General features: G+C 64.0%; 12 protein-coding genes and 2 tRNA genes. 1 reads left to right on the top strand and 13 read right to left on the bottom strand.

The window, feature by feature from the left end; translation table 11 throughout:
* Nucleotides 1–313: 313 nt before the first annotated feature.
* The 3 genes from AC4LGL_RS18215 to AC4LGL_RS18205 form a co-directional block, all read right to left on the bottom strand.
* Nucleotides 314–766, bottom strand: a complete 453-nt coding sequence (locus tag AC4LGL_RS18215; RefSeq protein WP_491839998.1) for a hypothetical protein — start codon at nt 764–766, stop codon at nt 314–316.
* Nucleotides 763–1,062 carry a hypothetical protein gene (locus tag AC4LGL_RS18210; RefSeq protein ID WP_491839997.1) on the bottom strand — a complete coding sequence of 100 codons (300 nt, stop codon included), beginning with the start codon at nt 1,060–1,062 and terminating at the stop codon, nt 763–765. Before AC4LGL_RS18210 ends, AC4LGL_RS18215 begins: the two co-directional genes overlap by 4 nt.
* 224 nt (nt 1,063–1,286) lie before the next feature.
* Nucleotides 1,287–2,078: a TIGR04255 family protein gene (locus AC4LGL_RS18205; RefSeq protein ID WP_491839996.1), complete on the bottom strand. Its 792-nt coding sequence runs from the start codon at nt 2,076–2,078 to the stop codon at nt 1,287–1,289.
* A gap of 985 nt (nt 2,079–3,063) precedes the next feature.
* On the opposite strand from AC4LGL_RS18205, the gene AC4LGL_RS18200 reads away from it, so the two are divergent.
* On the top strand, nt 3,064–3,333 hold the full coding sequence (locus AC4LGL_RS18200; RefSeq protein WP_491839995.1) for a site-specific integrase: 270 nt from the start codon (nt 3,064–3,066) through the stop codon (nt 3,331–3,333).
* Between the two features lie 111 nt (nt 3,334–3,444).
* On the opposite strand, the gene AC4LGL_RS18195 is transcribed toward AC4LGL_RS18200, so the two are convergent.
* From AC4LGL_RS18195 to dnaN, 10 genes are all read right to left on the bottom strand, one after another.
* A tRNA-Ala gene (locus tag AC4LGL_RS18195) sits at nt 3,445–3,517 on the bottom strand.
* Between the two features lie 153 nt (nt 3,518–3,670).
* Nucleotides 3,671–3,744 (bottom strand) — tRNA-Ile (locus tag AC4LGL_RS18190).
* Nucleotides 3,745–3,800: 56 nt separating this feature from the next.
* A complete protein-coding gene (locus AC4LGL_RS18185; protein WP_491839994.1) occupies nt 3,801–4,703 on the bottom strand; it encodes a DUF3566 domain-containing protein in 903 nt (300 codons plus the stop codon).
* Between the two features lie 52 nt (nt 4,704–4,755).
* On the bottom strand, nt 4,756–7,260 hold the full coding sequence (gyrA, locus tag AC4LGL_RS18180) for a DNA gyrase subunit A (protein WP_491839993.1): 2,505 nt from the start codon (nt 7,258–7,260) through the stop codon (nt 4,756–4,758).
* An 89-nt stretch (nt 7,261–7,349) separates the two neighbouring features.
* A complete protein-coding gene (locus AC4LGL_RS18175) occupies nt 7,350–7,631 on the bottom strand; it encodes a putative quinol monooxygenase (protein WP_491839992.1) in 282 nt (93 codons plus the stop codon).
* A gap of 12 nt (nt 7,632–7,643) precedes the next feature.
* A complete protein-coding gene (gene gyrB, locus AC4LGL_RS18170; RefSeq protein WP_055119227.1) occupies nt 7,644–9,671 on the bottom strand; it encodes a DNA topoisomerase (ATP-hydrolyzing) subunit B in 2,028 nt (675 codons plus the stop codon).
* Between the two features lie 220 nt (nt 9,672–9,891).
* Nucleotides 9,892–10,479 carry a DUF721 family protein gene (locus AC4LGL_RS18165; protein ID WP_491839991.1) on the bottom strand — a complete coding sequence of 196 codons (588 nt, stop codon included), beginning with the start codon at nt 10,477–10,479 and terminating at the stop codon, nt 9,892–9,894.
* Nucleotides 10,476–11,630, bottom strand: a complete 1,155-nt coding sequence (recF, locus tag AC4LGL_RS18160) for a DNA replication/repair protein RecF (RefSeq protein WP_491839990.1) — start codon at nt 11,628–11,630, stop codon at nt 10,476–10,478. Before recF ends, AC4LGL_RS18165 begins: the two co-directional genes overlap by 4 nt.
* Nucleotides 11,631–11,639: 9 nt before the next feature.
* A complete protein-coding gene (gene gnd / locus AC4LGL_RS18155) occupies nt 11,640–12,566 on the bottom strand; it encodes a phosphogluconate dehydrogenase (NAD(+)-dependent, decarboxylating) (RefSeq protein ID WP_491840036.1) in 927 nt (308 codons plus the stop codon).
* Nucleotides 12,559–13,752, bottom strand: coding sequence for a DNA polymerase III subunit beta (gene dnaN / locus AC4LGL_RS18150; protein WP_491839989.1), 1,194 nt, complete (start codon nt 13,750–13,752; stop codon nt 12,559–12,561). The genes gnd and dnaN overlap by 8 nt, the downstream gene beginning before the upstream one ends.
* Nucleotides 13,753–14,242 lie beyond the last annotated feature (490 nt).

Raw genomic sequence — 14,242 nt, 5'->3', positions numbered from 1 at the left:
GCGGACCACCACTTGCCCCCCGACTGCCCGAAAACTCCCAGCCACATTCAAGCACGCAGGTTATGGCCGGTCTGTGGTCGGAGACCAGAAAAGCGGCCCCGGATGGCTGTCACCGGAACCGCTTTGATCGAACTTGATTGTGGAGCCTAGGAGATTCGAACTCCTGACATCTGCCTTGCAAAGGCGAATCCTGCTGCTGTTCAGGGCATTACAGCGCTGCTAACCTGCTGCGATGAATAACGGTGGCTAAACCGTAGTTATCTGTAACTGTGGTCAGATTTGGCCACCGCCCCCACAATCCTGGCGGCTCTTGCTACTGCGGCTGCTGTCCGTCCCCCCAATGGACGATCTTCGCTTTCCTCGCCAGACGACTGCACCTGTCCCCCCTCTTGCGAGGCTTGAGTCCCTCTTCATGGACCATCAGGGCATGCGCCTTATCGTGGCGCTCCAGCTCGTTCCTCGGGATGTACTCAGGGTCAGGGTCGGGAGCCACGCCCAGATCACTCTCGCGCACGTCGACGGCATCCACCGAGATGATCCCGTTCTCAGGCACTTTCTTGATACACCGCCAGTCAAGTTCCACAGACTCCAGGACCTTGTGGCGGTAGCAGGACACCCCATCTTCATTCCAGACGAACGCACCAGCGCGGACCCGATGCCCCTGCCGGCCCTCATCGAAGATGGTCCAGTTTTCGAGAGGGAGCTTCGGCGCACGCCAATAAAGGGTCTCAGCACCGTCAATCGACGATGGGTCGTCCGCCTTCACCTCGTAAGCAGGCGGTGCTGAATCCCGGTGCTGATCTTCTCCAGAAAGCGTGATGCGCTTACGAGGACCCTGCTCAACGCCTCGGCACTGTCGTGCTGGATATCCCAGCAGAGCGGCGGGAATGCGTACTCGCCGTTGTCGAACTCAGCGATGAGCGACACACCTTCACCATCCACGGTCAGACTCAGTGAGTCACCCGCCACCAGCCACTCGACGTTAAGACCGCCTTCAGGCGTCGGTGCGATCTGTGGTGTAGCCAGATCATCAGTCTGAATCAGAAAATCCAGGAGGGACATCGTCGCCGCCGCAATGCTAGTTGGAATCGGCGTCCAGCCCTGGTCACGACCGGGGGCCCCCGCGCTAGTCAGTTCGGCAATCCGAACCTGCGCGTGCGTCAGCAGGTGGGAGCGACTCGAGTCCCCCTCCTCGGGACGCCAGCCCCGTGCAACCCATCGGCGGGTTTGCACGTCACCGCCGATGTCCCGCAGACGGGGAACATCGTGCCGAGACAACGTTGCAGTCATCCCTTCCCCCATCTCTCATGCATCTTCGGCGTAGTCAAAGCTTCAAAACTCCTCACCCCGGCCTCGTGCGCGAAATCCAACGCTCCGAAAGTATCTAGGTTAGGGGTACCCAAGTCTATTCGGGTGACCACCTCAAGGTAGCCGTATTCTTGCTCAGAGGCGTCAATTGCTGCGAGCGTGTTGATCTGCCCGACCTGGGCGTCCTCGGCCCACAGCGGGATGACTTGCCGGACCTCAGTGCCACAGTCTGGGAACGCGTCCCAAGCCGGGTTTAAGGGCGCGAACGCATCCTTAAGCGATTCGCCACCATCGAGCGCAAATCGATTCACATATGTAACAACGGCCGTATGGGGCTGAAACGTTCCTACGTCGCCATTTCTCTCGATGTGATCTTGAAAGCGAGACAGTACCTGCTGATATACCTCGCGGAGGTGCTCGTACCGCGGATACGTCCGATCACTATCGGACGATTTACGCCAGTTTAGGAAGAGACGGTCGTTTTGAACCTGTAGCAGCTCGTCCTCGTCGTCATTCAACATCCATACCCGCAGCGGTGGCAGTCCGCCGCCAATCTGGAAGTGGAATCGACCCTGCATTTCCATCGCGGCGGTCGGAGGAAGAGCTGGTTGCTCCTGAATCTTGGGGAACTCAGCCCTCCACAGTTCGTGCAGGCCGACAAGTTTGACTGCACCCAGTCCTGGGAGCTGCAAGAACTCGATTCCGACCGCCACTTCCACAGCGGGAGGGTGATCAAACGACGGGAGATCGCCAAACCACATTTCTCCCATGCCGTCATCGTAATCATCTCGGCTAGCCCCAGCAGCGCTACCTGGCGGTTTTGAGGCGCGGTCGTGTCGTCTTACTGCCATCACTGGCTCCTATCTCGGACAGTTCCGTCTGCGCATGCGTTGTGCAGAAAGGCGCTTGCCCAAGAGTTTCGTGTTTTGCACACACAGGCAGGACCTATGCCATCCGGCGAGCTGCCGAGGGGGCAGTGGGGCCTCCCCGCGCCGGTTCCGGCCGGCACGGTCGAAAGTCGACTCGACCACCTAACACCCCCCCTCTCGTCCATCTGACGTTCACGGCGTGACGAGCCTTCGTCGTCCGCGTAGCCCACCGATCACCACTCCCCGACGTCGTACCGGGCTCGGCATCGTCAACGTCCGGAAGCGCAAGCTGCTCAACCAACGAGGTGAACGTAGCGCGTGCTGCCGCAACTCCGGAATCAACGGATTAATCACCGGCTGACCCTGCGAACCACGCACCGTCAACGGGGTGCCAACCATCTCCATACGGACAGTCTCGATCAGATCCAACTCCGCCGCCGCAGCCTCCAAAACACGCAGCTCATCAGCCCGAAGCGTGTAATTCCGGGTCGTTTTCACGCCAATTGGGTACCAGCAGGACCCAAACCGGGCGGTGTTTTACGTCTCGTCATATTCCAAATCCCTTATCTACCAACGAATACCCCGTGCGGCAAAACACCAGAAAACGCACGCAGGATCAGAATTGCCAAGGCATGTCGGTCTTTGGATGACGGGGGTGGGGTTATCCGGTAGGGGTGCGGGCCGGCTCGTGTGAGTTCATCGAGGGCGGCGTTCTCGGCGGCTCTGCGGACTGAGACCTGTCCGGCGGTTCGGATCTGGTCAGCGTCGAGGGTGGCCGGGTCGATCTTGGTGACAGCATCGGCGTGGAGCGCGGCGACGGTGGGTGGTGTGTCGATGGTGAGTTCCTTGCCGTCTGCGAGGCGGGCTCCGCGGCTATATGCGGGGCATGAACGTGCGGCGCCGCTGGTGGTCAGATGCCGTCGCGGCAGCCGAGCTGTTCCCCCCTACGGAGCAGAACGCAGCAGGGAATCAGGTGACGGCCTACGACTTCAAGCTGCACGAGCTGGGGCACACCGCGGCCAGTCTGGCGATCCAGGCCGGCGTGAACATCAAGGCCTTGCAGAACATGCTGGGACACGAGTCCGCGCGGGGCTCACCTTGGACCGGTACGGCCACCTGTACCCATCCGATGTGGAGGCGGTTGGAGTCGCCATAAACAACATGCTGACCGGGGGGATTGCCTGAATGTGTTGTCAGAATGTGGTCATGAACGAAAAAAGCGGCCCCGGATGGCTGTCACCGGAACCGCTTTGATCGAACTTGATTGTGGAGCCTAGGAGATTCGAACTCCTGACATCTGCCTTGCAAAGGCAGCGCTCTACCAACTGAGCTAAGGCCCCTCATTTGGCCGAGGTGGCGCATCTGCCAAGTCATGCCAAACTTCTTCACCGTGTCGTGATCGCCATACGATCACCGCCGCGGCTGCGATGCCGGCCAGAAGCATGAACCGCATGGCACAACCTCTCGGTGATCACCGGCTACACCGGGTGTCGTGGGCCTAGGAGGACTCGAACCTCCGACCTCTTCGTTATCAGCGAAGCGCTCTAACCGCCTGAGCTATAGGCCCGAAAATTGGGATCGACCGAGCGCAGAGATTACCGCACCGGAGCGCAGAGTCCCAAATCAATCCCTGTCGGCCAGCGTGACCTCGACCCCGCCGACCAGATCGGTGGTCAGGTTGTAGATGAAGGCACCGATGGTCGCCATCGCGCACAGCACCACGATGTTCACCAGGCCGACCAGCGCCGCCCCGCCGAAGATCGTTCCGCTGGAGACCAATTCGCCTCCTGAGGCACCGCTGGCGCTGGTGAGGAGGTCGCCGACATTGCTGTTGAGCTTGCTCCACACACCCATGGCGCCGAGCACCAGGTACAGGAATGCCACCGCGATCATCCACACGAAGAACAGCACCACCGACAACACCAGTGAGACCTTGAGCACAGTCCACGGGTCCACCCGGCGGATCTGCATGCTGGCCCGGACCGGCCCCTGATGCGAGCCGCGGTTGGCGACCTGGATCCGGGTGGTCGGGCTGTTGCTCGAGCTGCGGGCGGCAGGCGCCTCAGTGGTGGTCTTACGTTGCGGGGTACGCGGCGAGGGCCCGGAAAGGTCGGGGATCTCGCTCGCATAGGCCTCGGGCCGCACCTGCTCGGTGCGGGTCGCCGACGGGGCAGGAGGCGCCGGACGGGCAGGCCGGGCCTGCTGCTCGGTGTCCTTGGCCTCCGTGCCGGCGACGAAGCGCTGCAGCCGGGCTTCCACGCCGGGGGAGTGGGAGCCCGGAGTACGGGCGCTTTCCTCCCGCGGCTCGGTTGCCGGCGGCGGGGTGGTGCGGGCGGCGGTGCCCCGCTGCCACGGCGGTGCCTCCCCGGTCTCGGTGATCTGACCGCCGGCGGGCCGGGCCTGCGTCCCGGCCGTCTTGCCGGCGGCCGGGGTGGCCTCGGCCCCTGCGGCCCCGGTACCCGAGCCGTTGGAGCTGCCGGACCGGTCGCCCGTTCGCGGGTACCCCGGCTCGTTCGGTGAACTCACCTAACAGCTCCTTAGCTCAGGCCGAGGTCCGGGTTGGGCCTCGGCGACAGCGTCACTCTTCGTCGGACTCGGCCTCATCCGCTTCCGAGTCCTCCTCGGCGTTGCGCGCAATCGCAATCAGTGTGTCGCCCTCGCCCAGGTTCATCAAGCGAACGCCCTTGGTCTGACGCCCAGCTTTGCGAACCTGACGTGCGGCGGTCCGGATGACGCCGCCACCGGAGGTGATGGCGTACAGCTCCGTCTCGTCATCGACGATCAGCGCTCCGACCAGACTGCCACGTTTGCGGTCGTACTGGATCGTCAGGATGCCCTTGCCGCCTCGGCCCTGAACCGTGTACTCGTCGATCGCGGTGCGCTTGGCGTAGCCGCCAGCGGTCGCGACCAGCAGGTACGTGTCCGGTTGGACCACATTGAGGGACAGCAACCGGTCATCCTCGTTGAACCGCATACCCTGCACGCCGGAGGTCGCGCGACCCATCGGACGCAGCGCCTCGTCGGTTGCAGAGAACCGGATCGACTGGCCGTTGGCGCTCACCAGCAGCAGGTCGTCGTCGGCCGAGCACAGCACCGCGCCGACCAGTTCGTCACCTTCGCGCAGGTTGACCGCCACGATGCCGCCGGAGCGGTTCGAATCGAAGTCGACCAGCCTCGACTTCTTCACCAGACCGTTGCGGGTGGCCAGCACCAGGTACGGCGCATCTTCGTAGCTCTTGATCTGGATGACCTGGGCGATGCGCTCCTCCGGCTGGAAGGCCAGCAGGTTCGCCACGTGCTGGCCACGCGCGGTGCGCGAGGTCTCGGGCAGCTCGTAAGCCTTGGCCCGGTACACCCGGCCCTGCGTGGTGAAGAACAGGATCCAGTCGTGGGTGGAGCAGACGAAGAAGTGGTTGACGATGTCGTCGGCCTTGAGCCCCGCACCCTGCACACCCTTGCCGCCGCGCTTCTGAGAGCGGTACAGGTCGGTCTTGGTCCGCTTGGCATACCCGGTCTCGGTGATCGTGACGACCACGTCCTCGCGGGCGATCAGGTCCTCGTCGCTGACCTCACCGTCGGCCGGCATGATGCGGGTCCGACGGTCATCGCCGTGCTTCTCCGCGATCTCGGCGAGCTCGTCACGGACGATCGCGCGCTGTCGTTCCGGTTTGGCCAGAATGTCCTCGAGATCGGCGATCTCGGCTTCGATCTTGGCCAGATCGTCGACGATCTTCTGCCGCTCGAGGGCGGCCAGCCGGCGCAGCTGCATGTCCAGGATGGCCTGGGCCTGGATTTCGTCGATATCGAGCAGCTCGATCAGGCCGGCCCGGGCGATCTCGACCGTCTGCGACGCCCGGATCAAGGCGATCACCTCGTCGAGTGCGTCGAGCGCCTTCACCAAGCCGCGCAGGATGTGGGCCCGCTCATTGGCCTTGCGCAACCGGTAGCGGGTGCGCCGCACGATGACATCGAGTTGGTGTGCGACGTAATGGCGGATCATCTGGTCGAGCCGCAGCGTGCGCGGCACCCCGTCGACGATCGACAGCATGTTGGCGCCGAAGCTGGTCTGCAGCTGGGTGTGCTTGTAGAGGTTGTTCAGCACGACCTTGGCGACGGCATCGCGCTTGAGCTCCACCACAATTCGCAGACCGACGCGGTCGCTGGACTGGTCCTCGATGTTGGAGATGCCGGCCAGCTTGCCGTCGCGCACCTGCTCGGCGATCGAGGTGATGAAATTGTCGTGGTTGACCTGGTACGGCAGTTCGGTGATGACGATGCCGGTACGGCCCCGGCTGTCCTCTTCGATCTCGACCACGCCGCGCATCCGGATGGAACCGCGACCGGTGGTGTAGGCGTCGTGGATGCCCTGTGATCCGACGATCAGGCCGTGGGTGGGGAAATCGGGGCCCTTGACCCGCTCGCAGACCGCGGCCAGCGTGGCCTCTTCATCGGCCTCGTGGTTCTCCAGGCACCAGTACACCGCCTCGGCCAACTCGCGCAGGTTGTGCGGCGGGATGTTGGTGGCCATACCGACGGCGATACCACCCGAACCATTGGCCAGCAGGTTGGGGAACCGGCTCGGCAGCACGGTGGGTTCCTGCACCCGGCCGTCGTAGTTGGGGATGAACTCGACTGTTTCCTCGTCGATTTCCCGCAACATCTCCATGGCCAGCGGCGTCAGCCGGGCCTCCGTGTAACGCATGGCCGCCGCGGGATCGTTACCCGGTGAGCCGAAGTTTCCCTGGCCGTCGACCAGCGGGTAGCGCAACGACCAGGGCTGGGCCATCCGGACCAGGGTGTCGTAGATCGAGGAGTCACCGTGCGGGTGGTAGTTACCCATCGTCTCGGCGACCGAACGCGCCGACTTGGCGTGGCTGCGGTCCGGGCGGAAGCCGGAGTCGTACATCGCGTACAGCACGCGGCGGTGCACGGGCTTGAGGCCGTCACGCACCTCCGGCAGGGCGCGGCCGACGATCACGCTCATGGCGTAGTCGATGTAGCTGCGCTGCATCTCGTGCTGAATGTCGACCGGTTCGATACGGTCTGAGGCTCCGTCGCCGGGTGGCAACGTGGTGTCGGTCATGTGTTCCTCGCTCGTCGGCTCGGCTTGTTGCGGTCAAAGGCCATGCGGCGTGAATTACGGTGGCGCGCAGGGTAGGTGCGTCTTCGGGGTCACAACGCCGCCGTGTGGTTGTACTCCCACTTTTCGATGCTCGGCCCCAGCTCCGTCAGGAAGGTCGCGACGTGCGCGGTGGTTCCGTGGGCATCCATCGACTCCCTCGAATCCCAATGTTCGAAACACAGGAACAGCGACGGGTCCTCGAGATCTCGATAGAACTCGTAGGTGATGCAGCCCGGCTCGGCCAGTGTGGGATCGACGAGATTCTGCATCGCCGTCGCAGCGCGCTCGGCCGCCTCGGGGGCAACCTTGACCCGGATGAATGCTGTGTGCATCGTCGTTCCCGCCTAAACGTCCAGGAACCGAACGTCTTTGGCGTTGCGCGTGATGAAACTGCGGCGGGCTTCGACGTCCTCACCCATCAGAATGGAGAACAGTTCGTCGGCCGCGGCCGCATCGTCGAGCGTCACCTGACGTAATACCCGCACTGACGGATCCATGGTGGTCTCCCACAGTTCCTTGGCGTCCATCTCGCCCAGACCCTTGTAACGCTGGATACCGTCGTCGACATTGATCCGCTTGCCGGCCGCCTTACCCGCCTCGAGCAGGCCGTCGCGCTCGCGGTCGGAGTAGGCGAACTCCGGTTCCTGACGCTGCCACTTGAGTTTGTACAGCGGCGGCTGGGCCAGGAAGATGTGGCCGTGTTCGACCAGCGGTTTCATGAAGCGGAACAGCAGCGTCAGAAGCAGGGTGGAGATGTGCTGGCCGTCGACATCGGCGTCGGCCATCAACACGATCTTGTGATAACGCAGCTTGCTGATGTCGAACTCGTCATGGATGCCGGTACCCAGGGCGGTGATGATGGCCTGGACTTCGGTGTTCTTCAAAACCCGGTCGATACGAGCCTTTTCGACGTTGATGATCTTGCCGCGTAGCGGCAGGATCGCCTGGAACATCGAGTCGCGGCCACTCTTGGCCGAGCCGCCGGCCGAATCACCCTCCACCACATACAGTTCGGACTTCGTCGGATCGGTAGAGCGGCAGTCGGCGAGCTTGCCGGGCAGGCCGCCGATATCGGTGGCGCTCTTGCGCCGAACGAGCTCACGCGCCTTGCGGGCCGCGATACGCGCCTGGGCCGATGAAACTGCCTTGTTCACCACAGTTTTCGCCTCGGCGGGATTCGCCTCGAACCAGTGGGTCAGCTGCTCGTTGCAGATCTTCTGAACGAACGACTTCACCTCGGTGTTACCGAGCTTGGTCTTGGTCTGGCCCTCGAACTGCGGCTGGGCCACCTTCACCGAGATCACCGCGGCCAGGCCTTCACGGATGTCGTCGCCGGTGAGGTTCGGATCCTTGTCCTTGAGGAGCTTCTTGTCCTTGGCGTACTTGTTCACCACCGTGGTCAGTGCCGAGCGGAAACCCTCTTCGTGGGTACCGCCTTCGTGGGTGTTGATGGTGTTGGCGAACGTGTGGACCGACTCGGAGTAACCGGCATTCCACTGCATCGCGATCTCGACCTCATGACCGGGGCCCTTGCCGTCGAAATCGATCACGCTCGGCTGGATCGCGGTCTTGGTGCGGTTGATGTGCTTGACGAAGTCGACCAGACCGCCCGGGTAGTGGAAGGTCCGGTGCTTCACCTTGTGGGGAGCGGCGGCCTCGGCCGCCGTCTCCTCCGCGGATTTCGGGGCGGCGGCGGTGTCGGCGACCACTTCGTCGACGACCTCCTCCCGAGACACCCGCTCATCGGTCAGCTCGATCGTCAGGCCCTTGTTGAGGAAAGCCATCTCCTGCAGACGCCGGGCAATGGTCTCGAAGTCGTACACGGTGGTCTCGAAAACATTCGGGTCAGCCCAGAACCGGATGGTGGTGCCGGTCTTCGTTGTCTTGTCACCCTGCTTGAGGGTTCCCGGCACCGAGTTGTCGTAGGTCTGGAACCACTCGTAACCGTCCTTGTAGATGTCGGCCTCGAGCCGGGTCGACAGGGCGTTGACCACGGACACACCCACGCCGTGCAGACCGCCGGATACCTGGTAGGCACCTTCCTCGAACTTGCCGCCGGCGTGCAGGACGGTCATCACGACGTCAACAGTCGGGATGCCGGTCGCGTGCATGGCTACCGGAATGCCTCGGCCGTCGTCGGTGACCTGGACGCCGCCGTCCTCGAGGATCCGCACGTCGACCTTGCTGGCGAACCCGGCCATGGCTTCGTCTACCGCGTTGTCGACGACCTCCCACACCAGGTGGTGCAGACCCCGCTCACCGGTGGAACCGATATACATGCCCGGACGTTTACGAACGGCCTCCAGTCCTTCGAGCACCTTGATCGAATCGGCGCCGTACTCGGTTGGAGCATTCTTCTTCTGGGCAGCCACGTCGGACGCGTCTCCTTGGGGTTCGCGGGAAGCGGTTGCGTCGCCGCCCTGCAGATCTCGCCACAGTCTACCGGTCCAGACGTACAGGGCCGACTCTGTAGCGGCGTTTTCACCTACCTAACTGCGCCGTGCGCTGAATTTCTCGGGTCTCGGTGCCTTCGGACGCTTCAGAAGATCGCTTTCGGCCGTCTCGACGCTCTCAGCGCAATACCGCCCCGGGCTAGCCGTAGGTATCGCGGGGACCTCGGCCTGGCACGTGATACCGACCTTTCCGCCACGACGGACCGACCGGACCCACGATCTTCAAGGAGGTCACCACCCCGTCCCCGACGGCGGCCGCGATCTTGGCCAGCAGCTGGGCCTGCACCATCCGCAGCTGGGTGGCCCACGCAGTCGACTCCGCCGACACGGTCAACACACCCTCATTCAGGGCAGTCGGATTGGCATGGTCGGCGATCTGGTCGCCGACGACGGTCCGCCACCGACCGAATACCGAACCCTCGGCCACCCTCGAGCCCCAGCCTCGGACCTTCGCCAGATCCTGGGTCGCGGACCCGAGCAGTTGCGGATCACGGACATCAGGGCCGGGACCGGACCAGCTGCGACGCCGACCGGTATTTCCTGCGGTGCGCCGGACCGGGGTTCTGCGGCCCCGGCCGACATCCTTACCCTGACTGCGGGCTGCCCCGCGGGCCTCCTCGAGAGTCCGCCGCACCAGATCCATGCCGCGCATGCGGCTGAGGTCCTCGGGAGAGACGGCGGGGGAGGGGATGGCCGGCTGGTCGGATTCTGCGGGATCGTCCGTCATGACTGCACCACCGATATCCGCCCCTGGTCCCCTTCGGTCATCCTGATCTCGACGCGGTTGACCGCCCAGTCCGGCGGGATGTCCTCACCCACGGCCGCGGTGACCAGAACTTGTTCGGCCTCGCCGGCCACCGCCGCCAGTGCCTGCCTCCTCGAGGTGTCCAGTTCGGCGAAGACGTCGTCGAGCAGCAGCACCGGATCCACCCCGTCGGAACGCAACAGCTCATAGGCGCCCAGCCGCAGAGCCAACGCCATCGACCACGATTCACCATGGCTGGCAAAGCCTTTGGCGGGTTGGTCGCCCAGCCACAGCTCGAGATCGTCACGGTGTGGGCCGACCAGACAGACTCCGCGGTCCAACTCCGCATCGCGTCGGCGGTTCAGTGCGTCCAACAGCGCGGCCTCGTAGAACTCGACGGACTCGAGGCCGGGAGCATTCGCGATGGCCTCCACCCCGGAGCGGTACCGGATTGTCGCGGGCCGGCTCGAGGGTGCCAACAATTGATAGGCCTTCTGCACCTCCGGGTGCAGCTGCTCGACCAGCGCGATGCGTGCGGCGGTCAACGCCGCACCATGGGCGGCGAGGTGCCCGTCCCACACATCGAGGGTGTCCAGTACGCTGCGGTCACCCCGATAGCGGGCTCCTGCAGCGGTTTTCAACAGTGCGGTGCGTTGCCGGACCACCTTGTCATAGTCGGCACGGATACCTGCGACGGTCGGTCGGCGGGTGGTCGCCAACTCGTCGAGATAGCGCCGCCGGTCACCTGGATCACCACGGACCAGTGCAAGGTCTTCCGGGCTGAACAGCACGGCCCGCAAGACCCCGAGGATTTCGCGCGGGGAACGCACCGGCGACCGGTTCAACCGTGCCTTGTTGGCCCGGCCATTGGTGATCTCGAGGTCGACCGCGAGTTCCCGGCCTTCGTTGACGACGATGCTCGAGACGATCGCTCGTTGCTCCCCGGCCCGGATCAACGGAGCATCAGAAGCCACCCGGTGCGAACCCAAAGTTGCGCAATACCACAGTGCCTCAACGAGATTCGTCTTACCGAAGCCGTTCGGTCCGACGAATACGGTCCGGCCGGGCTCCAGCTCGAGCTCGATCTGTGCCCAGGACCGGTAGTCGGTCAGCCCCAGGTGACGGACATACATCGGAATCGCCTAACCGGACTCACTGATCCGGTGCACAGCATGGCCACCGAACTGGTTGCGCAGCGCCGACACTGCCTTCATGGTGGGGGAGTCCTCTTGCCTCGAGGCGAACCGGGCGAACAACGACGCGGCGATGACCGGCATCGGAACCCGATGGCTGATGGCCTCTTCCACAGTCCAGCGACCTTCCCCGGAATCCTCGGTGTATCCGCTGATTGCCGCGAAGCCCGGGTCTTCCTTGAGCGCTTTCGCCAGCAGTTGCTGCAGCCACGACCGCACCACCGTGCCATTCGTCCAGGCCTGGATCACCGCTTGGGGATCGACGATCAGGTTCTCGGCCGACAGCAGCTCGTAACCCTCGGCGTAGGCGTGCATCAGGCCGTACTCGATGCCGTTGTGCACCATCTTGGCGTAGTGGCCGGCACCCACGGGACCGGCGTGGACGAAACCGTCGGCCACATCACCCGGGGGACGCAGCGTGTCGAAGATCGGCATGGCTCGAGCCACGTCGGTGTCACTGCCACCGACCATCAGCCCGTACCCTTCCTTCAGACCCCAGACGCCGCCCGATACCCCGGCATCGACGAAGTTGATTCCCTTGTCGCCCAACAACTTTGCGTGCGGTCCATCCTCGGTGTAACGCGAGTTCCCCCCGTCGATCACCAGGTCGCCGGCACCCAGCACATCCGCCAGCGCGACAATCGTCTGGTGCGTCACCGTGCCCGACGGGACCATCACCCAGACCACCCGCGGCGCCTCGAGGGCGCTCGCCAGGTCGGCCAGGCTCGCCACGTCGCTGACCTCGGGACGCGGGTCGTAGCCGACGACCTCGTGGCCACCGGTGCGCAGGCGCTCGCGCATGTTGAAGCCCATCTTGCCCAGGCCGACCAACCCCAGTTGCATGTGCGCCCTTTCTCGACCACGCCGGTCAGCCAGGAAGGCGAACCGGCATCAACAGATAGACGTAATCGGTCTTGGCGGCCGGGAACGGGCCCGAACCACCACCGGTACCACCATCCTCGCTCGTGGGCCGCAACACGGCAGGGCGACTCGGCGTGGTGAATCCGAACGTCACCCGGTCCGAACGCAGCGAGCTCAGCCCGTCGGTGAGGTAGGTCGGGTTGAACGCGATGGTCAGCGGGTCGCCGGCGAACTCGACCGGCAGGTCTTCCTCGGCGCGACCCACATCGTCGGCGCCGGCCGAGAGCCGCAGCACGTCATCGCCGAACTCCATGCGGATCTGGGCTCCCCGGTCGGCCACGAGCGCCACGCGCTTGATGGCCTCGGTGAGTTCGGCCACGCCGATGGTCGCCACCGCGGTGTGCTCATTCGGCAGCAGCTGACGGAACTTCGGGAACTCCGCGTCCAGCAGTCGGGTGGTGCTGCGCTTGCCGTTACTGCGGATACCGAGCAGGCCGTCCTTGCCGACCGATTCTCCGGAACCCAGCGACAGGTGCACCTGGTTGCCGTCGGTGCCGGCCTTGGCCGCCTCGGCCAGAGTCTTCGCCGGTACCAGGACCGCCGCCTCGACGTCGGTGGCACTGGTTTCCCAGGTCAGCTCACGCACGGCCAGCCGGAAGCGGTCGGTAGCCGCCAAAACCACTGATTCACCGGAGATCTCGACGCGGATGCCGGTCAGCATCGGCAGCGTGTCGTCACGGCCGGCGGCGACGGCCACCTGACCGATGGCCTCGGCGAACAAGTCGGACGACACCACGCCCGTCTCCTCGGGCAGCGTCGGCAGCGCGGGGTAGTCCTCGACTGCCAGGGTCGGCAGCGAGAACCGGGCGCTGCCACAGGTCAGTGCCACCCGGGTGCCCTCGACACTGAGTTCCACCGGCTTGGCCGGCAACGCCTTGGTGATGTCGGACAGCAACCGTCCGGATACCAAAACGCTTCCAGGAGAAGCGATTTCGGCACTGACACGCACCTCGGCGGAAACTTCGTAGTCGAAGCCGGAGATGGTCAGACCGTCGTCGGTGCCGGTCAGCAGGACCCCGGCCAGAACCGGGATGGTGGGCCGGGTCGGCAGATTGCGGGCCACCCAGGCCACCGCGTCCGCGAAGTCCTCACGCACCACGCGGAACTTCAAGTCGGTCAGCCCAGCCGTCGTCGTCGCCACGTGCTATGCGCCCCTTCGATGATCCCCATAACGAGCTCTACCAGCGTCTTCCCAGAACACCGCCACGCAGCATCGCGCTGAATGACAAAGCTGGAACCGCTGTCGTTGAACCACCGTAGAGCTTTCCGCATCAACTTGAAAGCTAATCCACCGGGGTGACATGGGGGCTTGCATGTGCTTCTCGAGCTCGGACGAAGCCGAGGTTTCGTCCGGTGTCCCCAACCCCCTTCTTCTAGAAAGAACTCTTAGAAGATATTTGAGTAACAGTATTAGGGACTGTGAAAACTGGGGATGAACGGGTGTTTGCCCAGTACCTCAGGTGTGTCGGAATGTGAGTCGGCTGTGGAGACCGGTGGACGGACCGGCTGCCGAGTGTGGACAAATGACATCGTGTGGATGATTTTGTCATTCATCCCGTGGTTTGCCCGCAGGTTGTCCACAGCGGTATCCACAGCGGTCGGCTGTGACAAGAGGCGAGTTCTGAGGCGAA

It is taken from the genome of Mycolicibacterium arcueilense (genome assembly GCF_058536225.1).
The sequence above is the reverse complement of the archived record's forward strand: the minus strand, read 5'-3'. Positions and strand labels throughout refer to the sequence as shown.

What these genes read in the sequence shown, in the direction of transcription:
- AC4LGL_RS18200 (WP_491839995.1), top strand. Translation starts at nt 3,064, where the DNA reads ATGAACGTGCGGCGCCGCTGGTGGTCAGATGCCGTCGCGGCAGCCGAG.
- gyrA (WP_491839993.1), bottom strand. Translation starts at nt 7,260, where the DNA reads ATGACCGACACCACGTTGCCACCCGGCGACGGAGCCTCAGACCGTATC.
- AC4LGL_RS18175 (WP_491839992.1), bottom strand. Translation starts at nt 7,631, where the DNA reads ATGCACACAGCATTCATCCGGGTCAAGGTTGCCCCCGAGGCGGCCGAG.
- AC4LGL_RS18205 (WP_491839996.1), bottom strand. Translation starts at nt 2,078, where the DNA reads ATGGGAGAAATGTGGTTTGGCGATCTCCCGTCGTTTGATCACCCTCCC.
- AC4LGL_RS18165 (WP_491839991.1), bottom strand. Translation starts at nt 10,479, where the DNA reads ATGACGGACGATCCCGCAGAATCCGACCAGCCGGCCATCCCCTCCCCC.
- recF (WP_491839990.1), bottom strand. Translation starts at nt 11,630, where the DNA reads ATGTATGTCCGTCACCTGGGGCTGACCGACTACCGGTCCTGGGCACAG.
- AC4LGL_RS18210 (WP_491839997.1), bottom strand. Translation starts at nt 1,062, where the DNA reads ATGTCCCTCCTGGATTTTCTGATTCAGACTGATGATCTGGCTACACCA.